The organism is Pseudomonas sp. 22082 (assembly GCF_052046055.1).
Taxonomy (GTDB): Bacteria; Pseudomonadota; Gammaproteobacteria; order Pseudomonadales; family Pseudomonadaceae; genus Aquipseudomonas; species Aquipseudomonas pharyngis.
This window is the reverse complement of the sequence record NZ_JBQEQB010000019.1, coordinates 120,354-139,950: the sequence shown is the minus strand read 5'-3', so window position 1 is coordinate 139,950 and position 19,597 is coordinate 120,354. Positions and strand designations below refer to the sequence as shown.

The 19,597-nt window shown below is 62.0% G+C and carries 19 protein-coding genes; 10 read left to right on the top strand and 9 right to left on the bottom strand.

Annotated elements, in window-relative coordinates:
- Nucleotides 1–159: 159 nt before the first annotated feature.
- Both ACTJK9_RS21425 and ACTJK9_RS21420 read right to left on the bottom strand, forming a co-directional pair.
- Nucleotides 160–993 carry an aldo/keto reductase gene (locus tag ACTJK9_RS21425; RefSeq protein ID WP_440816031.1) on the bottom strand — a complete coding sequence of 278 codons (834 nt, stop codon included), beginning with the start codon at nt 991–993 and terminating at the stop codon, nt 160–162.
- Nucleotides 977–2,713: an FAD-dependent oxidoreductase gene (locus ACTJK9_RS21420; protein WP_440816028.1), complete on the bottom strand. Its 1,737-nt coding sequence runs from the start codon at nt 2,711–2,713 to the stop codon at nt 977–979. Before ACTJK9_RS21420 ends, ACTJK9_RS21425 begins: the two co-directional genes overlap by 17 nt.
- Nucleotides 2,714–2,890: 177 nt before the next feature.
- Here ACTJK9_RS21420 and ACTJK9_RS21415 point away from each other — a divergent pair, with 177 nt between their 5' ends.
- The 4 genes from ACTJK9_RS21415 (at nt 2,891) to ACTJK9_RS21400 (ending at nt 6,608) form a co-directional block, all read left to right on the top strand.
- Entirely contained in the window at nt 2,891–3,667 is a 777-nt protein-coding gene (locus ACTJK9_RS21415; protein WP_440816026.1) for an IclR family transcriptional regulator, read from the top strand.
- 116 nt (nt 3,668–3,783) lie between these two features.
- The gene (locus ACTJK9_RS21410; protein ID WP_440816023.1) at nt 3,784–4,845 is read left to right on the top strand and encodes a Gfo/Idh/MocA family protein; all 1,062 of its coding nucleotides are present in this window, start codon (nt 3,784–3,786) and stop codon (nt 4,843–4,845) included.
- A gap of 2 nt (nt 4,846–4,847) precedes the next feature.
- A complete protein-coding gene (locus tag ACTJK9_RS21405; RefSeq protein WP_440816020.1) occupies nt 4,848–5,663 on the top strand; it encodes a sugar phosphate isomerase/epimerase family protein in 816 nt (271 codons plus the stop codon).
- A gap of 66 nt (nt 5,664–5,729) precedes the next feature.
- A complete protein-coding gene (locus ACTJK9_RS21400; protein ID WP_039771776.1) occupies nt 5,730–6,608 on the top strand; it encodes a DMT family transporter in 879 nt (292 codons plus the stop codon).
- A gap of 60 nt (nt 6,609–6,668) precedes the next feature.
- Here ACTJK9_RS21400 and ACTJK9_RS21395 read toward each other — a convergent pair whose 3' ends face one another.
- Entirely contained in the window at nt 6,669–8,006 is a 1,338-nt protein-coding gene (locus ACTJK9_RS21395; protein ID WP_064599596.1) for an MFS transporter, read from the bottom strand.
- Between the two features lie 273 nt (nt 8,007–8,279).
- On the opposite strand from ACTJK9_RS21395, the gene quiC reads away from it, so the two are divergent.
- Together quiC and ACTJK9_RS21385 are read left to right on the top strand one after the other, a co-directional pair.
- Nucleotides 8,280–10,181 carry a 3-dehydroshikimate dehydratase QuiC gene (gene quiC, locus ACTJK9_RS21390; RefSeq protein ID WP_236190072.1) on the top strand — a complete coding sequence of 634 codons (1,902 nt, stop codon included), beginning with the start codon at nt 8,280–8,282 and terminating at the stop codon, nt 10,179–10,181.
- A 102-nt stretch (nt 10,182–10,283) separates the two neighbouring features.
- Nucleotides 10,284–10,961, top strand: a complete 678-nt coding sequence (locus tag ACTJK9_RS21385) for a TetR/AcrR family transcriptional regulator (protein WP_085612590.1) — start codon at nt 10,284–10,286, stop codon at nt 10,959–10,961.
- Between the two features lie 33 nt (nt 10,962–10,994).
- Here the strand turns inward: ACTJK9_RS21385 and ACTJK9_RS21380 are convergent, their stop codons facing one another.
- From ACTJK9_RS21380 to ACTJK9_RS21370, 3 genes are all read right to left on the bottom strand, one after another.
- On the bottom strand, nt 10,995–11,849 hold the full coding sequence (locus ACTJK9_RS21380) for a shikimate dehydrogenase (protein WP_074691515.1): 855 nt from the start codon (nt 11,847–11,849) through the stop codon (nt 10,995–10,997).
- Nucleotides 11,846–12,295, bottom strand: coding sequence for a type II 3-dehydroquinate dehydratase (gene aroQ / locus ACTJK9_RS21375; RefSeq protein ID WP_039771771.1), 450 nt, complete (start codon nt 12,293–12,295; stop codon nt 11,846–11,848). Before aroQ ends, ACTJK9_RS21380 begins: the two co-directional genes overlap by 4 nt.
- 140 nt (nt 12,296–12,435) lie before the next feature.
- Nucleotides 12,436–13,347 carry a LysR family transcriptional regulator gene (locus tag ACTJK9_RS21370; protein ID WP_085612592.1) on the bottom strand — a complete coding sequence of 304 codons (912 nt, stop codon included), beginning with the start codon at nt 13,345–13,347 and terminating at the stop codon, nt 12,436–12,438.
- Between the two features lie 204 nt (nt 13,348–13,551).
- Here ACTJK9_RS21370 and ACTJK9_RS21365 point away from each other — a divergent pair, with 204 nt between their 5' ends.
- Together ACTJK9_RS21365 and ACTJK9_RS21360 are read left to right on the top strand one after the other, a co-directional pair.
- Entirely contained in the window at nt 13,552–13,980 is a 429-nt protein-coding gene (locus tag ACTJK9_RS21365; protein ID WP_039771768.1) for a hypothetical protein, read from the top strand.
- Complete coding sequence (locus tag ACTJK9_RS21360; RefSeq protein WP_064599588.1) at nt 13,977–14,423, top strand: hypothetical protein; 447 nt, start codon at nt 13,977–13,979, stop codon at nt 14,421–14,423. The genes ACTJK9_RS21365 and ACTJK9_RS21360 overlap by 4 nt, the downstream gene beginning before the upstream one ends.
- Nucleotides 14,424–14,478: 55 nt before the next feature.
- Here ACTJK9_RS21360 and trmA read toward each other — a convergent pair whose 3' ends face one another.
- Together trmA and ACTJK9_RS21350 are read right to left on the bottom strand one after the other, a co-directional pair.
- Nucleotides 14,479–15,558 (bottom strand): tRNA (uridine(54)-C5)-methyltransferase TrmA, encoded by a 1,080-nt coding sequence (gene trmA, locus ACTJK9_RS21355; protein ID WP_064599586.1) that lies wholly within the window; start codon nt 15,556–15,558, stop codon nt 14,479–14,481.
- On the bottom strand, nt 15,555–16,850 hold the full coding sequence (locus ACTJK9_RS21350; RefSeq protein ID WP_011336038.1) for an NCS2 family permease: 1,296 nt from the start codon (nt 16,848–16,850) through the stop codon (nt 15,555–15,557). Before ACTJK9_RS21350 ends, trmA begins: the two co-directional genes overlap by 4 nt.
- A gap of 220 nt (nt 16,851–17,070) precedes the next feature.
- Here ACTJK9_RS21350 and ACTJK9_RS21345 point away from each other — a divergent pair, with 220 nt between their 5' ends.
- Entirely contained in the window at nt 17,071–17,520 is a 450-nt protein-coding gene (locus ACTJK9_RS21345) for a DUF4879 domain-containing protein (protein ID WP_085612593.1), read from the top strand.
- A gap of 67 nt (nt 17,521–17,587) precedes the next feature.
- Nucleotides 17,588–18,139: a DJ-1 family glyoxalase III gene (locus ACTJK9_RS21340; protein WP_085612657.1), complete on the top strand. Its 552-nt coding sequence runs from the start codon at nt 17,588–17,590 to the stop codon at nt 18,137–18,139.
- Nucleotides 18,140–18,144: 5 nt separating this feature from the next.
- On the opposite strand, the gene ACTJK9_RS21335 is transcribed toward ACTJK9_RS21340, so the two are convergent.
- Entirely contained in the window at nt 18,145–19,383 is a 1,239-nt protein-coding gene (locus ACTJK9_RS21335; RefSeq protein WP_221398140.1) for an MFS transporter, read from the bottom strand.
- Nucleotides 19,384–19,597 lie beyond the last annotated feature (214 nt).

Below are 19,597 nucleotides of genomic sequence, written 5' to 3'. Positions count from 1 at the left end.
GTGTTGCTGGTGTGTGAGTGTGGCGCCAGTCCGGTCGTCCGTCTATTCGCACACACGCACAAAGGCCCGGCCTCGGGGTGACGAGGTCGGGCCTGTTATTGACGAGCGCGAGCGCCGGGAATTCAATCCGGCGGCAGATTTCTTTCGCCGGGTCAGGTATCAGCGGTCGAAGGCATCCCACACCGGCGCGAAGTCCGGGCTGACCTGACGTTCGCGCTTGGGCAGCGCGGCGATCAGCGCCCGGTCGTCATCGTCCAGTTCGACCTTCAATGACGCCAGGTTGGCCAGTTGATTGGTCTTGCTGCTGGCCTTGGGAATCGCCGCCACGTTGTCCTGATCCAGCAGCCACTTCAGCGCGACCTGAGTCGGCAGCACACCGTGTTTTTCGGCAATCTGCTGAATCTGTGGAATCTCCGAGACCTTGTTACGTGCCAACGGGGTGTAGGCCGTCAGCGCCAGATCGTGTTGACGGGCGTAGTCGAGCAGGGCGTTTTGTCCGAGCAGGACGTGGTACTCGACCTGAATGGCTGACAGAGGAATGCCGTATTCCTCGACGACTTTGCGCAGCAGCGGCAGCGGAAAATTCGCCACGCCGATGTTGCGAGCCAGACCTTGCTCCTTGAACGACGCGAGGGTTTCAAGAGTGCGCGGCAGGTCCCAGTCAGTGCTCGGCCAATGGATCATGAACAGATCAACGTACTCGCTGCGCAAGGCCTTGAGGCTGCGATCCAGCGAGTGACGCATGGCGTCCGGTTGCAACTGATCCCACCAGACCTTGGTGGTGACGTGGATCTGCTCGCGGGGTGTCGGCGTATTCGCCAGCGCCTGTCCGACTGCGTCTTCGTTGTTGTAGGCCGCTGCCGTGTCGATGTGTCGGTAACCGAGTTCCAGCGCTTGTTCCACGGCGCGGGTGCATTCGTCGCCGAGCATCGGCCAGGTGCCGAGGCCGAGTTTCGGCAGGTTCAGTCCTTGTCTGTTAACGATGTGCTGCATGGTCGATCTCCTGTTCGAAAGCCGTGACGCCCGCCATGTGCCGGGCGGCGATGTAACCGAAAGTCAGGGCCGGGCCGAGGTTGATCCCGCCTGCCGGATAATGCCCGCCCATGATGCTGGCCATGTCGCCACCCGCCGCGTAGAGCCCGGCGATGGGCCGGTCTCCGGCGTCGAGCACTTGCGCATGCGGATTGACCTTGAGCCCGGCGAAGGTGCCGAAGCAGCCCGGCTGCACCTTCACCGCGTAGAACGGGCCTTGTTCGATGGGCGCCACGCACGGATTGAGCTGTTGCGCCGGATCGCCCTGTTTGCGGTTGTACGGGGTCGAGCCGCGACCGAACAGCGGGTCTTCGCCGTGCCGGGCATGGTGGTTGTAGTCATCGACGGTGACGCGTAAACCCTTCGCGTCGATGCCGCATGCAGCGGCCAATTCCTCCAGGGTGTCGCCGGTTTTCAGATAGCCGCTGCGGATAAAACCTGACACCGGAACCGGAAACGGCCGCGACATGCCGAGCCCGTAACGTCGCTGGAACGCGCGGGTGCAGATCAGCCAGGACGCAACCTCTTCACCTTCTGGGGCGGCGGCGACCATGGCGCTGACGTAGTCGTAATAACCGTTGGCTTCATTGACGAAGCGCTGACCGTTGCGCAGTACGCCAATGACGCCCGGTTTGCCGCGCTCGATGATGTGTGGGAAATGGCCGATGCTGCCGTCGGAATGTGGCACCTGCGAGACCGGCGCCCACGCCACGGGCGAGGCCACATCGGTGTTGACCCGGGCTCCGACGGTTTCACCCAGTCGCAGACCGTCACCATTCACTCCCAAGGGTGGCAGCGCCCAATGTTCATGACCGGTGGGCGTGCGAGGGAACAACGCTTTGCGCCGCTCGATGTCATTGGCAAATCCGCCGGCCGCGAGCACCACGCCCTTGCGCGCATGGACAGTGACCGGGCCTTTTGCGGTGTTCACGCGAGCGCCGGTGATGCGTGATTCGTCGCGCAGCAGTTCCGTCACTGGCGCCGATTCCCACAGCAGTACGCCGAGGTCTTCGGCGGATTTCGCCAGCCGCGCTACCAGCGCCACGCCGTTGACCAATTGCATCGCCCGGCCATGCAACGCCAGATCCAGCAGATGACGGGTGAAACGCCGGGTCACGTGCCAGGCCGCCGACAACGAGCGGGTCAGATTGAGAAACGCCGACAGATCCGCCCCCGCCATGATCGGCATGCCCATGAATGAAGTTTCGCGCATGGTTGTGCGAAGACGCTTGAGCAGGCGCCCGACCTTTCGCCCGTCATAGGGAGCGGCAATCACCGAGCGTCCGCCGGTGCCGGCGCCCGGTGTTTCGCCGTGGATGTCGGCGATGGCGTTGCCGTCGGCAAATTGCAGGGCGGTGTGTTGTTCGAAGAACGCCACCATGCGCGGGCCGGCTTCAAGGAAGGCGTCGATCATGGCCGGGTCGTAGTGCTCGCCGAGTTCGTGGCGCAGATAGGTGCGCGGCAATTCCACGTCTTCGACGATCCCGGCGCGCCGGGCCAGCGGATTGCACGGCACCCACGCCCAGCCGCCGGACCACGCGGTGGCGCCGCCGAACACCGGATCCTTTTCCACCACGATGACCTTCAAGCCATGCCAGGCGGCGGTGACGGCGGCCGACAAACCGGCGGCGCCGGAGCCGACCACCAGAACGTCGCAGTCGATATCGGGAAGGGCAGACATCAGCAAGGGCTCCAGCAATCAATTTTTTTTAGAATCATGTTCCAGAAAATAACCAGTGTGGGCGAAGCAGATCAACCGACTGACGCGCAAAGTGGGCGGTTATCGGACGTCGGGTTCCAGATTTCGCATTCCTCGGGATGTCTTCTAGAATCGGCGAAATTTCACCGAGAGCGCACCATGGCCGGCAGTCAAATCGAACGGGTTTTCAGCGTGCTGGAAAGCCTCACCAGTGATCCGCGCGGGCTGCCGATGCAGACCCTGGCCGAGCAACTGGACATTCCGAAGAGCGCGACGCACCGCCTGCTCGCCGAGCTGATCCGCCTGGGTTATGTGCGGCAGAACCCGGAGACGTTGCGTTATCACCTGTCGACCAAACTGGTGGCGATGGGCTTTCAATATCTGTCGAGCAGCGGTGCCGACATTGTGCAGCCGGTGCTCGATCGACTGGCCCAGGAAACCGGTGAGCTGGTGCGTCTGGGGGTGATCGACGGCGAGCGCCAGACCTGGATCGCCAAGGCCCAGGGCGCTCGTAGCGGTCTGCGTTACGACCCGGACATGGGCCGCGACGCGCCGCTGTTCTACACCGCGTCGGGCCATGCGTGGCTGGCGTGCATGAGCGACGCCGAGGCGTTGTCGCTGGTCGAGCGCCAGGGCGCGGAGGTGCCGGCGGATATCGGGCCCAATGCGCCGCGCTCCAATATTGAACTGCTCGAACGCCTGCGCGTGGCCCGGGAACAGGGCTATGCCTGTGTGGAAGAAAGCTCGGCGGTGGGCACTTCGGCGATTGCTGCCGTGGTGAAACATCCCGCCGATGGTCGGGTGATTGGCGTGCTCAGCATAGCGGGGCCAAGCGCAAGGATGTCGGCGGCGCGCTTGCATGAATTGGCGCCGTTGTTGCTGGCGTTTACCGAGGAGTTGTCGGCGGCGAGCCTGGCCTCGGAGTTGTTCGTTTAAGCAAAGCTGTGCGCTGTTCGCCCACTTTTCGGTCGGGTGGGTGTGAGAATCTGGAACCCGGTTCTAAATTGTTGATTGAGTGAGTTTTCCCACAACAATCACAAAAGGATCGCACCTTGAACCCGCCCCTTCGAATTGCCTTGATCGGCGCCGGCAACATGGGCCAGCAACATTACCGGCACTTGAAGAATCTCACTGAGGCCACGTTATGCGCCATGGCCGACCCCGGCCCTCAGGCACCGGCCCTGGCGGCGGAGTGGGGTGTGGCGCATTTCGCCGATCACCGTCAGATGCTGGAGCAGAACCGGCCAGACGCAGTGATCGTCGCCAATCCGAATAATCAGCACGTCAGCACCGCGCTGGATTGCTTGGCCGCTGGCGTTCCGGTGTTGCTGGAAAAGCCGGTGGGCGTAAACCTGGATGAAGCGCGGGAATTGGTGGCGGCGGTGAAGCGCAGTGGCGTACCGGTGCTGGTCGGCCATCATCGGCGGCACAATCCGTTGATCGTGCGTGCTCATGAGCTGGTCAAGGGTGGGGCGTTGGGACGGCTGACGCTGGTGACTGCGTTGTTCCAGCTGCGTAAGCCTGACCAGTATTTCGAAACCGCGTGGCGGCGCGAGGCAGGTGCCGGAATGCTGTTGACCAATCTGATCCACGACCTCGATCTGCTGCGTCATCTATGCGGTGAAGTGCGTTCGGTGCAGGCGATCACCGACCATTCGGTGCGCGGTTTTGCCAATGAAGACAGCGCGGCGATTCTGCTGCAATTCGATGGCGGAGCGCTCGGCACCCTGACCGGTTCCGATGCGGTGGCGGCTCCATGGAGCTGGGAGTTGAACTCCGGTGAGAACCCGGTCTATCCACGTCAGGCGGATCAGCCGTGCTATTTACTGGCGGGAACGGCCGGGGCCTCGAGCATTCCGCAACTCAAGCGCTGGCATTACCGCGCCGAGCAGGTGGATGCCGGTTGGCATGAGCCGTTGCTGTCCGTTGATGAACCGTTCACACCGGACGAAGCCCTCCGGTTGCAGTTGCAGCATTTCGTCCGCGTGGTACGGCGGGAAGTCGAACCATTGGTGAGTGCCGCCGACGCCGCCCGCACGCTGGCGCTGGTCGAGGCCATCCGTGAAGCGGCGGCCAGCGGTCGCGCCACCGAACCCGCGCAGATCGAGGCCTGAACATGAGCGAACGAATTCTGTCCCTGGCCAGCCTGACCGTGCTGGAGTTGTCGCCACCCGAGATGGTCGAGGTTGCCGCCCGTGCCGGTTACAGCCATGTCGGCTTGCGTCTGGAGCCGGCGACGCCCGAGGAGTATCACTTTCCGCTGGTAGCCGATGGCGATTTGCGGCGTCAGACACTGGCGCGTTTGCGTGACACCGGAATCGGCGTGCTCGACGTGGAAATCCTTCGATTGAAGCCGCAGACAGTGGTCGCGGATTTCGAGAAGCTGCTTAGCGTCGGCGCGGAGTTCGGTGCCAGTGAATTGCTGGTCGCCGGTAACGATCCTGACGAGCAGCGGCTCACCGATAATTTTGCGGCGCTGTGCGATCTGGCGGCGCCCTACGGTTTACACCCGCATCTGGAGTTCATGCCGTGGACCGATGCACGCAATCTCGAACAGGCGTTGCGCATCGTCGCCAAGGCCGGGCGCGAAAACGGTGCGGTGCTGGTGGATGCGTTTCACTTCGACCGCTCCGGGTCGCGGCTGGAGGAGCTGGCCGGCGTGCCGGCCTCGCGGCTGCGCTACGCACAGTTGTGCGATGTTGCCGGGCCGAGGCCGACGGACATGGCCGAGATCTTGCGTCAGGCCCGCAATGAGCGACGGTTTCCCGGCGAGGGCGATTGTGACTTGAGCGGCTTGTTGCGCTGTCTTCCGGCTAACCTTCCCCTGAGTCTGGAAATTCCCACGGTCAAATTGCTGGAGCAGGGCGTGAGTGGATTGCAGCGGGCGCAAATGGCGATCGACCGGACACGGGAATTGTTGGCCCGACTTTAAGTCTGCTTCAAGGGGCGAGGGCGCACGCGACCTCGTCACCGTTTATTTTTCATTCAGAGAGAGCCAATGACCGTCAGCACTCCGCTTTCCGGCGTCAACCAACCCTTCAAGGGGATCTTGCTGATTGTCGTGGCAACCTTCCTGTTTTCCAGTCACGACGCGCTGTCGAAATACCTCTCGGGTTTTTATCCGATCGTCATGGTGGTGTGGGCACGGTATCTGGTGCACACGTTGCTGATGGCGGGGATTTTCCTGCCGCAGTCCGGGCTGCGTGTGCTGCGCACCAAACGCCCGTTGTGGCAGTTGGCGCGGGCGTTGTGCCTGTTGGGCACCAGCCTGTTTTTCACCACGGCGTTGCTGTACATCCCGCTGGCCGAAGCCACGGCGGTCAACTTTCTTGCGCCGGTGCTGGTGACGGCGCTGTCGGTGCCGCTGCTCAAGGAGCGGGTGACGCGCGGTCAGTGGATCGCGGTGGTGTGCGGGTTTATCGGGGTGCTGATCATCGTCCATCCGGGCGGTGATCTGTTCACCCCGGCGATTTTGTTGCCGTTCTGTTCGGCTCTGTTTTTCTGCTTCTATCAATTGCTCACCCGCAAGCTCGCCGAAGTCGACAGCCCGACCACCAGCAACTTTTTCGCCGGGCTGTGCAACACGCTGGTGATGAGTGCGCTGGTGCCGTTCTTCTGGCAAGTGCCGAGCCTGGGCCATGCGTTGTTGATGCTGGCGCTGGGCAGTTGCGGAATGACCGCGCACCTGTTTCTGACCCAGGCGTTCCGCCATGCCGCGCCGGCGTTGCTGGCGCCGTTCGGTTATTGCCAGATCGTGTTTGCGGGGCTGTTGGGCTGGTTGCTGTTTGCTCACACACCGACCCTGATGACGGTGATCGGGATCGCGGTGATCTGTTGCAGCGGGCTGGCGGCAGCGTGGCAGCAGAGCCGGCGCTGAAGACGTGACCGGCCTGAAATCAGGCCGGTCGGTGCAGGACGGCTTCTCAGTATTGAAGGGCTACTCGGTGACGGTAGGAATCTTGCGCGGTGCCATGAAGTACATCCAGGTCAGGGCAATGAAGTACATCGCCGGGATCAGGGTGAACAGCACGGTGTAGTTGTTGTTGGTGACGGTCAGGATATGGCCGACGATCTGGGTCATGAACATCCCGCCGATCGCCGCGCACATGCCGCCGAAACCGAACACCGTGCTCATCATGTGCTTGGGCGTGTAGTCCATCACCAGGCTCCAGATGTTGGCGGTCCAGGCCTGGTGCGCGCCGATGGCCAGGGAGATGGCGGCGACGGCAATCCACAGGTTGGCGGAACCGGCGGCCATGACCACGCCGATGATGCAGCAGGCGAACAGGAACATCGACAGCAGCCGCGCCTTGATCGAGTTCATGCCGCGACCGATCAGGAACGAAGACAGAATCCCGCCGCCCACGCTGCCGAAATCAGCGGTGACATAGATGATGATCAGCGGAATGCCCATCTGGGTGACGTTGATGCCCAGGTTGTATTGCTGATTGAGAAACGGCGGCAGCCAGTACAGGTAGAACCAGAACACCGGCGCGGTCAGCGAGTAGGCGAGGGCAAAGGCCCAGGTGCCGCGCATGCGCAGGATTTTCGAGAACGGCACGCGGGCCTGTTCCGGTTCGACTTCTTTCTGGATGTATTCCAGCTCCGACTGCTTAACGTTTGGGTGATCTTCCGGGTTGAAATACTTCAGGCCCCAGAACAGCAGCCAGATCCCGCCCAGTGCCGACATGCACAGGAACGCGGCCTGCCAACCCCACACGTGAAGGATCAGCGGCAGCAGCATCGGGGTGAACATCGCGCCGACGTTGGTGCCGGCGTTGAAGATGCCGGTGGCCACGGCGCGCTCGCCGGCCGGGAACCACAGGCGCGTGGTCTTCACGCAGGCCGGGTAGTTGGCTGCTTCGGTGAGGCCGAGGATGAATCGGCAGACCATGAAGCCCACCGCCGAGGTCGCCAGACCGTGGGCGCCGGTGGCCAGGCTCCAGAGCAGCACCGCGCAGAAGAACACGCGCTTGACGCCGACCCGATCGATCAGCCGTCCTTGCAGCACGAAGCCGATCGCGTAGCCGACCTGAAACCAGAAGTTGATGTTGGCGTAGTCCATCGCCGTCCAGCTCATTTCCTTGGCGAGGATCGGCTGCATGACGCCGAGTGCGGCGCGGTCGATGTAATTGAGGGTGGTGGCGAAAAACACCAGCGCCAGCATGCCCCAACGGGTCTTGCCGACGGCCATGGCGCCGCGGATCTTGTCGCCGATGCCACCCGTGGCAGTGCTCATGGCCGGAGCCATGCGGGAAGTCTGTGAAGGAATCATGTGTTCCACCCGTTTTTGGATTTGTTATTTGGTGTGCTTTTCTTGTGCACGCTGCGACCGGTGGTTCAGTTCCGGACTCAAGGTGAGACGGATGTTGGGCAGTGGACGAAAAATCGTCAATTCGCCAAACCGGCATTCTGTTCGATAATCGCACGCAAAACTAACCGGGTAGTACAGTTTAAATTGCTCAATGAAAAACCGGGACCAATAATTCGCTCACCCTATAAAAGCGGCGCAATTTCCGTAGCCGACGTCTCCACCGGGAGTTGAAACATGCAGCGATCCATTGCCACCGTCTCCTTGAGCGGAACCCTGCCGGAAAAACTCGAAGCCATTGCCGCCGCCGGGTTCGACGGGGTGGAGATTTTCGAGAACGATCTTCTGTATTACGACGGCAGCCCCCGGGAAATCCGGCAGATGTGCGCCGACCTCGGGATTGCCATCACCCTGTTTCAGCCGTTCCGCGATTTCGAAGGCTGCCGCCGCGATCGTCTGGAGCGCAACCTGGAACGGGCCGAGCGCAAGTTCGACCTGATGCAGGAGCTGGGCACCGACCTGGTGCTGGTCTGCAGCAACGCCTCCCCCGACAGTCTCGGCGAGCAGCAGATCCTCATCGACGACCTGCGCCTGCTGGCCGAGCGCGCTGGTGCCCGTGGCCTGCGCATCGGTTATGAAGCGCTGGCCTGGGGCCGTCACGTCAATACTTATCAACAGGTCTGGGACATCGTGCGTCAGGCCGATCACCCGGCCCTCGGCGTGTTGCTCGACAGTTTCCACACCTTGTCGCTCAAGGGCGATCCACGGGCGATTGCCGAGATTCCCGGCGACAAGATTTTCTTCGTACAGATGGCCGACGCGCCGATCCTGGCGATGGACGTGCTGGAGTGGAGCCGGCATTTCCGCTGCTTCCCGGGGCAGGGCGAATTCGATCTGCCGGGCTTCCTCGCGCCGATCATCCAGAGCGGCTACACCGGGCCGCTGTCGCTGGAAATCTTCAACGACGGCTTCCGCGCCGCGCCGCCTCGGGCAAATGCCGCTGACGGTCTGCGTTCGCTGCTGTACCTGGAGGAGAAAACCCGCCAGCGTCTGGAGCAGGAAATCCGTCCTGTGGATAACCGCGACATCCTCTTCGAAACGCCGAAGGCCAGCGAGTACAACGGCATCGAGTTTCTTGAGTTCGCCGTGGATGAAAGCCTGGGCGCCAAGCTGTCGAACTGGCTGGAACGGCTGGGTTTCGTCAAGGCCGGACAGCATCGCTCCAAGAGTGTCAGCCTGTTGCGTCAGGGTGATATCAACCTGATCCTCAACTCTGAACCCTATTCGTTCGGCCACAGTTTTTTCGAGGCCCACGGCCCGTCACTGTGCGCTACTGCCGTACGGGTCAAGGACAGCGCCAGTGCGCTGGCCCGCGCCGTCGCCTATAAAGGTCAGCCGTATCGCGGACTGGTCGGCCCCAATGAACTGGAACTGGCGGCGGTGCGTGCACCGGACGGCAGCCTGATTTATCTGGTGGATCAGGAGGCGGATGTCTACGGCACCGACTTCAATCTGCTGCCGGATGCCGTGGCGCGCGGCGGCCTCAAGCGCATCGATCACATGGCCATGGCGCTGCCGGCGGACAGCCTCGACAGTTGGGTGCTGTTCTACAAGAGCCTGCTGGATTTTGAGGCTGACGATGAAGTGGTGCTGCCCGATCCGTACGGGCTGGTGAAGAGCCGCGCCCTGCGTAGCCGCGACAGTTCGATCCGGCTGCCGCTGAACATTTCCGAGAACCGCAACACCGCGATCTCACACGCGCTGTCGAGTTATCGCGGTTCCGGGGTGCATCACATCGCCTTCGATTGCGACGATATCTTCGCCGAAGTCAGCCGAGCGAAAGAGGCAGGCGTGCCGCTGCTGGACATCCCGCTGAACTATTACGACGATCTGGCGGCGCGCTTCGATTTCGATGACGAATTCCTCAGCGAACTGGCGTACTACAACGTGCTGTACGACCGCGATGCGCAAGGTGGCGAGTTGTTCCACGTCTACACCGAGCCGTTCGAGGGGCGCTTCTTCTTCGAGATCATCCAGCGCAAGAACGGTTACGCCGGTTATGGCGCCGCCAACGTCGCGGTGCGGCTGGCGGCGATGGCCAAATCACGCAGTGGTGCGGTTCGCCAGGCGAAGTTGTAGGAAATTCGTAAACGCGGGATTAAACACCGGTCGCGCGGCTTCCTTCACTGGGGCGCGCGGCCCATAATCGCCAGCCTGTGCAGTGATGGCCGTGAGCCCGCAATGACAATGACTTCAGAACTTCCCGCAGCTCCCGTTCTCCCCGCGGTAGAGCCGCGCAAAAGTCGCAAGAACAACCCGGAAAAGACCCGCGAGAATATCCTGCAGGAGGCGATCGTCGAGTTCGTCCAGCAGGGGCTGTCCGGCGCTCGCGTCGATGCGATCGCCGAGCGTATCCACACCTCCAAACGCATGATCTATTACTACTTCGGCAGCAAGGAGCAGTTGTACGTCGAAGTGCTGGAGAAGCTCTACGGCGATATCCGCAGCACCGAAAACCGCCTGCACCTGGCTGAATTGCCGCCGGTGGAAGCGATCCGGCGTCTGGTGGAATTCACCTTCGATCACCACGATCGCAACGTCGATTTCGTGCGGATCGTCAGCATCGAAAACATCCACAACGCCGAGTACGTGAAGCGTTCCGATGCGATCAAGGCGATGAACAACACCATCCTCGATTCTCTGGGCGAGATTCTGCGTCGGGGTGCTGAAGAAGGCGTGTTCCGCGCCGGGCTCGACGCGCTGGACGTGCATCTGTTGATCAGTTCGTTCTGCTTCTATCGCGTATCGAACCGTCATACCTTCGGTGAGATCTTCCAGATCGACCTGCCGGACGAAAGCATCAAGCAACGTCATCGCGAGATGATTTGTGAGTCGGTGCTGCGCTACTTGCAAGCGTGACCGATGTCGAGGGGGACGGGCCCCCTCACGGTTTTAGCCATTCATGCTTTGAAAGTGCGCGAGCATTCGCTGCGCATCGGGCACCTTGCCGCTGAACAGCTCAAACGCCTTCACTGCCTGAAACACCGCCATGTTGCCGCCATCCAGGGTTCGGCAACCCAGGGCGCGGGCGTTGCGCAGCAGTTCGGTTTCCAGCGGGAAATACACGATCTCCGCCACCCACAACTCGGGCCGCAGCAACGCCGCCGGCACGGGCATGCCGGGTAATTTGGCCATGCCCATCGGCGTAGTGTTTACCAGACCATCGGCCTGACTCAGCGTGCTCCCCAGATCATGTCCGGCCACGGCGCGACCGGCACCGAAATGCTGGTTGAGGTTGTTGGCCAGGCTTTCGGCGCGCTCCACGTCCACATCAAAAATGCTCAGTTGCCGTACGCCTTCGCTCAACAAGGCGTGGGCCACTGCCGCACCGGCGCCACCAGCGCCCATCTGGACCACACGTTCGCGGGCGACGTCTGGCAGGCCGCGACGAAAACCTTCGGCAAAACCCAGGCAATCGGTGTTGTGGCCGACGCGTTTGCCGTCCTTCAGCACCACCGTGTTCACGGCGCCGATGCCGCGGGCTTCCGGGGACAGCTCATCAAGCAGCGGGATGATTGCTTGCTTGCACGGGAAGGTGATGTTCAGCCCGGTGTAATTCATGCGTTCGGCGGCCTGCAACAGATCGGGCAGGGCGCTGCTGTCCAATTGCAGTTGATCGAGGTCGATCAGCCGGTACAAGTAGCGCAGGCCCTGTTCGTCGCCTTCGTGTTCGTGCAGCGCCGGGGTGCGGGAGGCCTGGATGCCGGCGCCGATCAGCCCGGCGAGTATCACGTTGTTACGATTCATGCGGTTCGCCCCTTCAGCCGCTGGCTGAAATGTTCCAGGGCCAGGCGATAGCCGTGGCTGCCGAAGCCGCACATCACGGCGGTGGCGATGGCCGAGACGAACGAGTGATGACGGAACGGCTCGCGGGCGTGGACGTTGGACAGGTGCACCTCGATCACCGGCAATTCGCTGGCGACCAGAGCGTCGCGGATCGCGACCGAAGTGTGGGTCCAGGCGGCCGGATTGATCACGATACCGGCGCAGCGCTGACGGGCGCCGTGAATCCAGTCGAGCAGTTCGCCTTCGTGGTTGGTCTGGCGAAACTCCACGGCCAGGCCGAACTCTTCGGCGGCGCGCCCGCACAGGGCAGAGATGTCGGCCAGGGTTTCGTGACCGTAGGTTGCCGGTTCACGGGTACCGAGCAGGTTCAGGTTCGGGCCGTTGAGCACCAGAACGATAGGGGGCATGGGGGCAAACTCCACTTATTGTTTTTGGCTTGGGCCGAGGGTTTCGACCTGTGGAGTTAAATTGTACTAGATGGTTACTTTAATCAATTGCTCTGCATCGACAGTCCGGTTTTGTGTGCGGTGATCGCACACAGGTGAAATCAATGCGGCAACTGCTCGACCAGAAAATCAATGAAAGCCCTGACGCGCAGCGGCATGTGGCGATTCTGCGGGTACAGCAAAGTGAACGGCCGCGAGCGTCCGCTGTAGGGCTGGAGCACTTCCACCAACGAGCCGTCGGCCAGTTCCTTTTCGACAATGAAGCGATACGTCTGGAACAACCCGGCGCCATGTTTGGCCAGGGTCACGCCACCGAGCACGTCATCGGAGCAGCAGAAGTTGCCCTCGGCGAGGATTTCCCGTGGCGCGTCTTCCTCATAGAACAGCCAAGTGATCCGCCGCCCGCTGCTGGGCAATTCGTACTGAATACACTCGTGTTGTTCGAGGTCTTCGAGGGTCTGCGGCGTGCCGGCGCGTTTTAGGTAGTCGGGGCTGGCGACCATCACCAGCGCTGCGTCCTCCAGATGGCGGGCGATCAGGCCGGAGTCGGGGATTGCCCGCACGCGGATCGCCATGTCGTAACCCTCGCCGACGAAGTCGATGTTGCGGTTGCTGATGTGCATGTCGACCTTCACCTGCGGGAAGCGCGCACGAAACGCGGGCAACAGCGGCAGGATCCGGTGATGGGCGTAGGTTGTAGGAATACTGATACGCAGGGTGCCGGACGGTTCCTGCTGCTGGCCCATGACTTCCCGTTGCGCCTCGACCAGTTGCGCCAGCGCCTGCCTGCATTCTTCGTAGTAGCGCCGGCCGCTGTCGGTCAGTTTCACGCTGCGGGTGGTGCGTGCAAACAGCCGCACGCCAAGGCGTTCTTCCATGCGGGACACCGAGCGGCTCACCGCTGCCGGCGTCACCGAGGCCGCTTGCGCCGCGCCGGTGAAACTGCCGCACTCGGCGGCCAGGCAAAACAGCTCGATGCTGCCCAGCTGAAGATCGTCGAAGTGTCTCTGCATGATTGATTACGCCGGGGAATGAGTCTTCGTATGTAGCAAATGCGTGGCCGCTGCGAAAGAACTGCTTACCATTTTGCGCGGGGCTTTCCTGAATCCCGCACTAGGCTCGAAAACGTAATGACCATTTGAGACAGCAATGCCGATGGTCGGAATTGTCAGGGAATGGCAGTTTTCGAAACTCTTTAACCTAACGGATGGGTTAGCATGAAAGTGTGCAGTTACAAGGGATTGTCGGTGGTGATCATGCTGCGAGACGAACATTGTCCGCCCCATGCGCACGTTGATTCAGGTGCATGGAGTGCCCGTTTCAAATTCAGCTTCTGGCACAACGGCGTGGAGTTATGGGATGTGGTGCCCCTGTCGCGTCGGCCACCGATTGCAGTGCTTGAGGGGCTGCGTCAATCGCTGCGTGAAACTGTTCATCTGCGGCGGGCCCGTCGAATCTGGTGGACTCGTTTGCAGACGGCGTGTCTCGATAATCAATGGTGGGACGGGGACTCGAACGAAGTGGCCGTCATGCGCGAAGTCACCGGAGCAACCTTCAGAATCGGATCGGCGTATTACGAACCAGAAGAAAACAAAACCCTGCTGGCCCTGGTTGGTGCTCAGGAAGGTGTGGAGATCGAACTATGAAAACAGTAAAAGCCGGTTTGCATGCTGATCGACCGGTAACAGAAAAGCGTCTCGATGAAGCTGTTGAGCGGGGAGGGCTGCGTCGTCGCAGCAGCCTGCAAGCCGTGTCGGTGGCCTTTCAGAAACCCTGCCTGGTGATTCACTTCGAGGACGACAGCGGCGTGTTGCTGCCAGTGAATCTCTACCGGGAATTCGATGATTTCGAACCGGAAGACTTCAGCGGATTGAACGTCGGCTTCGCTGGCACCGCGCTGTGCCACGACGGCAAGGACCTGCAGGTTTCCATCGCCGGGATGATCTCCGCCAGTCAGCCACTGATGGCCATGGCCGCCTCGGTAATCGCCTCTCGCAATGGTCGCCAGAGCAGTACCGCGAAAGCTGAAGCTGCACGGGCCAACGGCAGGAAGGGCGGGCGTCCGCGCAAGATCGATCCCGTGCCATGAACAGGCACAAAAAAGCCGTCGGTGAGGACGGCTTTCTTGTATCTGGAACCTGCGATCAACGCCGGGTCAACAGCACGCCGGATTCCATGTGGTGAGTCCACGGGAACTGGTCGAACAGCGCGCAGCGGGTGATGCGGTGCGTGTCGTGCAGTTGGGCGATGTTGGCTGCCAGCGTCTCCGGGTTGCAGGAGATGTACAGGATGTTGTCGAAACGACGGGTCAGCTCGCAGGTGTCCGGGTCCATGCCGGCCCGTGGCGGGTCGACGAACACGCTGCCGAACTCGTAGCTTTTCAGGTCGATGCCGTGCAGGCGACGGAACGGGCGAACTTCGTTCAGTGCTTCGGTCAACTCTTCGGCGGACAGGCGCACCAGCGTGACGTTATCCACAGCATTTTCGGCCAGGTTGCTCAGTGCGGCGTTGACCGAGGTCTTGCTGATTTCGGTGGCCAGCACTTTGCGCACGCGGGTTGCCAGCGGCAGGGTGAAGTTGCCGTTGCCGCAGTACAGCTCCAGCAGATCGTCGCTGCGATCACCCAGTGCTTCGTATGCCCAGTTGAGCATCTTCTGGTTAACGGTGCCGTTGGGCTGGGTGAACGCGCCTTCCGGCTGGCGGTAGCTGAACGTGCGACCACCGACGTCGAGTTTCTCGACCACGTAATCGAGGCCGAGCACTTCGCGCTTGCCCTTGGAACGGCCGATGATGCTGACGCCCAGATCCGTCGCCAGTTGGGTCGCCGCCGCGTGCCAGTGTTCGTCCAGCGGACGGTGATAGCACAGGGTGATCATCGCGTCGCCGGCCAGGGTGGTCAGAAACTCGACCTGGAACAGCTTGTGGCTCAGCGCCGCGCTGGCCTGCCAGGCCGCTTTCAATTGCGGCATCAACTGGTTGATGCGCAGGCTGGCGATCGGGAACTCTTCGATCAGGATCGGCGTGCGTTTGTCGTCCTGGGAAAACATCGCGTAATGCCGCTCGCCGGCCTCGCGCCACAGGCGGAATTCGGCGCGCAGGCGGAAGTTCTGCAACGGCGAGTCGAACACCGTTGGCTCCGGTGCATCGAACGGGGCCAGCAGGTCACGCAGGCGCGTGACCTTGTCTTCGAGTTGTGCGGCGTAAGCCTGGGAATCAAAAGTCATGCGTTGAACCAACCCAGCTTGATCACGAACAGAATCGACAGGATCACCAGCGCCGGGTTCAGCTCACGGGCGCGGCCGGACAGCAGTTTGATCGCAGTCCAGGCGATGAAGCCGAAGGCGATGCCGTTGGCGATGGAATAGGTGAAGGGCATCGCCAGGGCGGTGACCACGACCGGCGCGGCGACGGTGATGTCTTCCCAGTCTATTTCCGCCAGGCCCGAAGTCATCAGCACGGCGACGAACAGCAGCGCTGGTGCGGTGGCGAAGGCCGGTACGCTGGAGGCCAGTGGCGAGAAGAACAACGCCAGCAGGAACAGGATCGCGACGACGATGGCGGTCAGGCCGGTGCGGCCGCCGGCACTCACGCCCGCAGCGGATTCGATGTAGCTGGTGGTGGTCGAGGTGCCCAGCAGCGAGCCAGCCATTGCCGCCGTACTGTCGGCGATCAGCGCACGGCCCATTTTAGGCATGTGGCCGTCCTTGCCCATCAGGCCGGCGCGCTTGGCGACGCCGATCAGGGTGCCGGAGTTGTCGAACAGGTCGACGAACAGGAAAGCGAAGATCACGCTGACCAGACCGATGTCCAGCGCGCCCTTGATGTCCAGTTGCAGGAAGGTCGGGGCCAGCGAAGGTGGCATCGAGGTCACGCCGCCGAACGGGGTGAAGCCCATCACGATCGAAACGATGGTCACCGCCAGGATGCCGATCAGCACCGCGCCGCGTACTTTCAGGGCCTCAAGGGCGACGATCAGGGCGAAACCGAGGGTGGCGAGGATCGGGGCCGGTTGTTTCAGGTCGCCGAGGCCGACCATGGTCGCCGGGTTGCTGACCACAATGCCGGCATTGTGCAGGGCGATCAGCGCCAGGAACAGGCCGATACCGGCGGCAATCGCCGAGCGCAGTGGCAGCGGGATGCTGTTGATGATCCATTCACGGATGCGGAAGATCGATAGCAGGAAGAAGCACACGGCCGAAATGAACACCGCGCCCAGCGCCACTTGCCAGGTGTGGCCCATGTGCAGCACGACGGTGTAGGTAAAGAAGGCGTTCAGCCCCATGCCCGGCGCGAGGGCGATCGGGTAGTTGGCGATCAGGCCCATGACCGTGGAGCCGATGGCGGCTGCCAGGCACGTGGCGACGAACACCGCACCTTTGTCCATGCCGGTCTCGCCGAGGATGCTCGGGTTGACGAACAGAATGTAGGCCATGGCCAGGAAGGTCGTGACGCCCGCCAGAATCTCGGTCCGCACGTTGGTGTTGTGTGCCTTGAGTTGAAACAGCCTTTCCAGCATGTCTGCTCCCCGTGGCGCGCGTGGCGCCGTGAATGTATCGACCTCAACAGCAAAGCACAGACCGTCGCAAGCGCCTGGAAAATTGTGGTGGGCCGGAAAAAGCCGCGCATCATACCAGCAGCGTGAGGAAGATGGCGGATGTTGGTGTCGATCGTCGGCGAAGTTTTGCACCACGACCAAGTACGCCATACTGCGCGCTGTTTTTTCGGGGATGGATCGCATGAACAAGGGTTGGATGAAGACCGCTGGACTGATGGCCTTGCTGCTGGCCGGTGTACCGGCTGCACTCGCGGCGTCGGCACCGCCATTGAGCGAGGTGAAAGTCATCAAGGTTCAGTCATCGTCCTGCGGGCTCGAAGACATTACCGATGGCCAGGTGCAGACCCGCTGCGATCACAGCGCGCCGGGCATCAAGGTGTATGTGCTGGAAATCGGTTACGGCCAGAGCCAGCCTCAGGCAGCGCTGGACGGCTTTGAAGTGAACGGCACCCGGAGCCCGGTCTGTGCTTTCTATAACGGCAACCTGACCGAATGCACGCCAGGCGCGAAAACCGTCGGTTCGCTGTACACCTTCGATCTGGCGGCCCGTCAGGAAGGCACTTTTACCTTCAGCAATACCTCGATCAACGCCCCGCGCAACACGCTGTCGACCCAGCTTTACATCAAGTAACGGCTGTCACCGAACAGGGCAAGGCAAAGCTGACTACGCTTTAAGGATCAACCAGCGGATGGCGCCCATGACCTTTAGAGCCCTGATTACCCTCGCCGAGGGCATCGATGATCTGCAATGCGTGACCCTGATCGACGTGCTGCGCCGCGCCGGCATCGAAGTGGTGGCGGCCAGCATCGAAGGCCGGCGCATGCTGACCTGCGCCCGAGGCACGCGCCTGACCGCCGACGGCATGCTCATTGATGTGCTGGCCCAGACCTTCGACCTGATCGTCCTGCCCGGCGGTGCGGTCGGCGCACAACACCTGGCCGCGCACCAGCCTCTTCAACAACTGCTAAAGGACCAGGCCAGTGCCGGACGCCTGTTCGCCGCCATCGCCGAAGCCCCGGCCGTCGCCCTGCAAAGCTTCGGTGTATTACGTCAACGCAGGATGACCTGCCTGCCCGTCAGCAGTCATAACCTTTCCGGTTGCACCTTTGTCGATCAACCCGTAGTGGTCGACGGTAATTGCATCACCGCCCAAGGCTCCGGCGCCGCGCTTGCGTTTGCGCTGACACTGGTCGAGCAACTGGCGGGCAACGCCGTCAGAGCGAAGGTGGCGGGGGAGTTATTGGCCTGAGAGCGTCAGGCCTTCACCTCTTCCACCGGCACATGCATCCGGTCGCGGTTGGCCAGGGTCGGGAACAGTTTGATCCAGGTTCCGGTCACCACCAGCGTGCCGACCCCGCCCATCACCACCGCCGGCACGGTGCCGAACCAGTGGGCGGTGAGGCCGGATTCGAATTCTCCCAGCTGGTTGGAGGCACCAATGAACAGGCCGTTCACCGCGCTGACCCGGCCGCGCATTTCGTCCGGGGTTTCCAGCTGCACGAACGAGGCGCGGATCACCATGCTGATCATATCCGCCGCGCCGAGCACCACCAGCACCGCCAAGGAGAACCAGAACGAGGTCGACAGACCGAAGGCGATAGTGGCAACACCGAACACGCCAACGGCAGTGAACATCACCCGGCCGACGTTTCGCTCAACGGCAAACCGCGCCAGGAACAGCGACATCATCAACGCCCCGACCGCCGGCGCCGAACGCAGCAGCCCGAGGCCCCACGGCCCGGTCAGCAGGATGTCCTTGGCAAACACCGGCAACAGCGCCGTGGCGCCACCCAGCAACACGGCGAACAGATCCAGCGAAATCGCCCCGAGAATGTCCGGGCGGCTGCGGATAAAGCGAATCCCCGCCAGCAACGAGTCCAGCGTCGCCTTGCCTTTGTTCAGCGGGGTTTGCCGGGCCGGCAGGTTGAGCATCAGCGTGCAGGCGATGACATACAGAATGACCGTCGGGCCATAGACCCACACGCTGCCGAAGGCATAAAGAAGACCGCCGAGCGCCGGGGCGACGATGGTGGCCGATTGCTGCGCCGATTGCGCAGCGGCAACCGCCCGTGGAAACAGCGCGCTGGGCACGATGCTCGGCAGCAGCGCCTGGGTGGTCGGCATTTCGAAGGAGCGTGCGGCGCCCAGCAGGAACGCCAGGATAAAGATCATTTCCCGGGTGACATGGTCAGTGGCGCTGCCGATGGCCAGTGCCAGGGCGATCAGGGCCTGCAGCGACTGGCAGATCGCCGCGACCTTGCGCCGGTCGTAGCGATCGGCAACGTGGCCGGTGTGCAACATGAACAATACGCGTGGCGCGAATTCCACCAACCCGACCAGACCCAGGTCGAGCACATTGCCGGTCAGTTGATAGAGGTTCCAGCCGATCGCCACGGTGAGCATCTGAAAACCGCTGGCGGTGAAGATCCGGGCAAACCAGAACGCAACAAAGGGACGGTGGTGACGTAACAGCAAGGGCTCTTGGCTGGGCATTTGCGGGCCGGTCTTGATCGAGGAGAACCGCGAGATTATCACCAGTCTGTAACAGGAAGTTGCTATGACAGAAAATTTAGTTAGCCAGGCATCGATTTTTCCCCGCCGTGGCGCGAACCCCGGCCTCGGATGTATTTCAGGGCGTTGCCAGGTCTGTGAGGCAACTTGTCACGCGGCAAAAGACCACGCGGTTCTCCGTCGGAAATGGGACTAC

What these genes read in the sequence shown, in the direction of transcription:
- ACTJK9_RS21340 (WP_085612657.1), top strand. Translation starts at nt 17,588, where the DNA reads ATGACCTTTAGAGCCCTGATTACCCTCGCCGAGGGCATCGATGATCTG.
- aroQ (WP_039771771.1), bottom strand. Translation starts at nt 12,295, where the DNA reads ATGCCCCCTATCGTTCTGGTGCTCAACGGCCCGAACCTGAACCTGCTC.
- trmA (WP_064599586.1), bottom strand. Translation starts at nt 15,558, where the DNA reads ATGACTTTTGATTCCCAGGCTTACGCCGCACAACTCGAAGACAAGGTC.
- ACTJK9_RS21395 (WP_064599596.1), bottom strand. Translation starts at nt 8,006, where the DNA reads ATGATTCCTTCACAGACTTCCCGCATGGCTCCGGCCATGAGCACTGCC.
- ACTJK9_RS21360 (WP_064599588.1), top strand. Translation starts at nt 13,977, where the DNA reads ATGAAAACAGTAAAAGCCGGTTTGCATGCTGATCGACCGGTAACAGAA.
- ACTJK9_RS21350 (WP_011336038.1), bottom strand. Translation starts at nt 16,850, where the DNA reads ATGCTGGAAAGGCTGTTTCAACTCAAGGCACACAACACCAACGTGCGG.
- ACTJK9_RS21365 (WP_039771768.1), top strand. Translation starts at nt 13,552, where the DNA reads ATGAAAGTGTGCAGTTACAAGGGATTGTCGGTGGTGATCATGCTGCGA.
- ACTJK9_RS21425 (WP_440816031.1), bottom strand. Translation starts at nt 993, where the DNA reads ATGCAGCACATCGTTAACAGACAAGGACTGAACCTGCCGAAACTCGGC.
- ACTJK9_RS21345 (WP_085612593.1), top strand. Translation starts at nt 17,071, where the DNA reads ATGAACAAGGGTTGGATGAAGACCGCTGGACTGATGGCCTTGCTGCTG.
- ACTJK9_RS21415 (WP_440816026.1), top strand. Translation starts at nt 2,891, where the DNA reads ATGGCCGGCAGTCAAATCGAACGGGTTTTCAGCGTGCTGGAAAGCCTC.
- ACTJK9_RS21400 (WP_039771776.1), top strand. Translation starts at nt 5,730, where the DNA reads ATGACCGTCAGCACTCCGCTTTCCGGCGTCAACCAACCCTTCAAGGGG.
- ACTJK9_RS21380 (WP_074691515.1), bottom strand. Translation starts at nt 11,849, where the DNA reads ATGAATCGTAACAACGTGATACTCGCCGGGCTGATCGGCGCCGGCATC.
- quiC (WP_236190072.1), top strand. Translation starts at nt 8,280, where the DNA reads ATGCAGCGATCCATTGCCACCGTCTCCTTGAGCGGAACCCTGCCGGAA.
- ACTJK9_RS21420 (WP_440816028.1), bottom strand. Translation starts at nt 2,713, where the DNA reads ATGTCTGCCCTTCCCGATATCGACTGCGACGTTCTGGTGGTCGGCTCC.
- ACTJK9_RS21370 (WP_085612592.1), bottom strand. Translation starts at nt 13,347, where the DNA reads ATGCAGAGACACTTCGACGATCTTCAGCTGGGCAGCATCGAGCTGTTT.
- ACTJK9_RS21385 (WP_085612590.1), top strand. Translation starts at nt 10,284, where the DNA reads ATGACAATGACTTCAGAACTTCCCGCAGCTCCCGTTCTCCCCGCGGTA.
- ACTJK9_RS21405 (WP_440816020.1), top strand. Translation starts at nt 4,848, where the DNA reads ATGAGCGAACGAATTCTGTCCCTGGCCAGCCTGACCGTGCTGGAGTTG.
- ACTJK9_RS21335 (WP_221398140.1), bottom strand. Translation starts at nt 19,383, where the DNA reads ATGCCCAGCCAAGAGCCCTTGCTGTTACGTCACCACCGTCCCTTTGTT.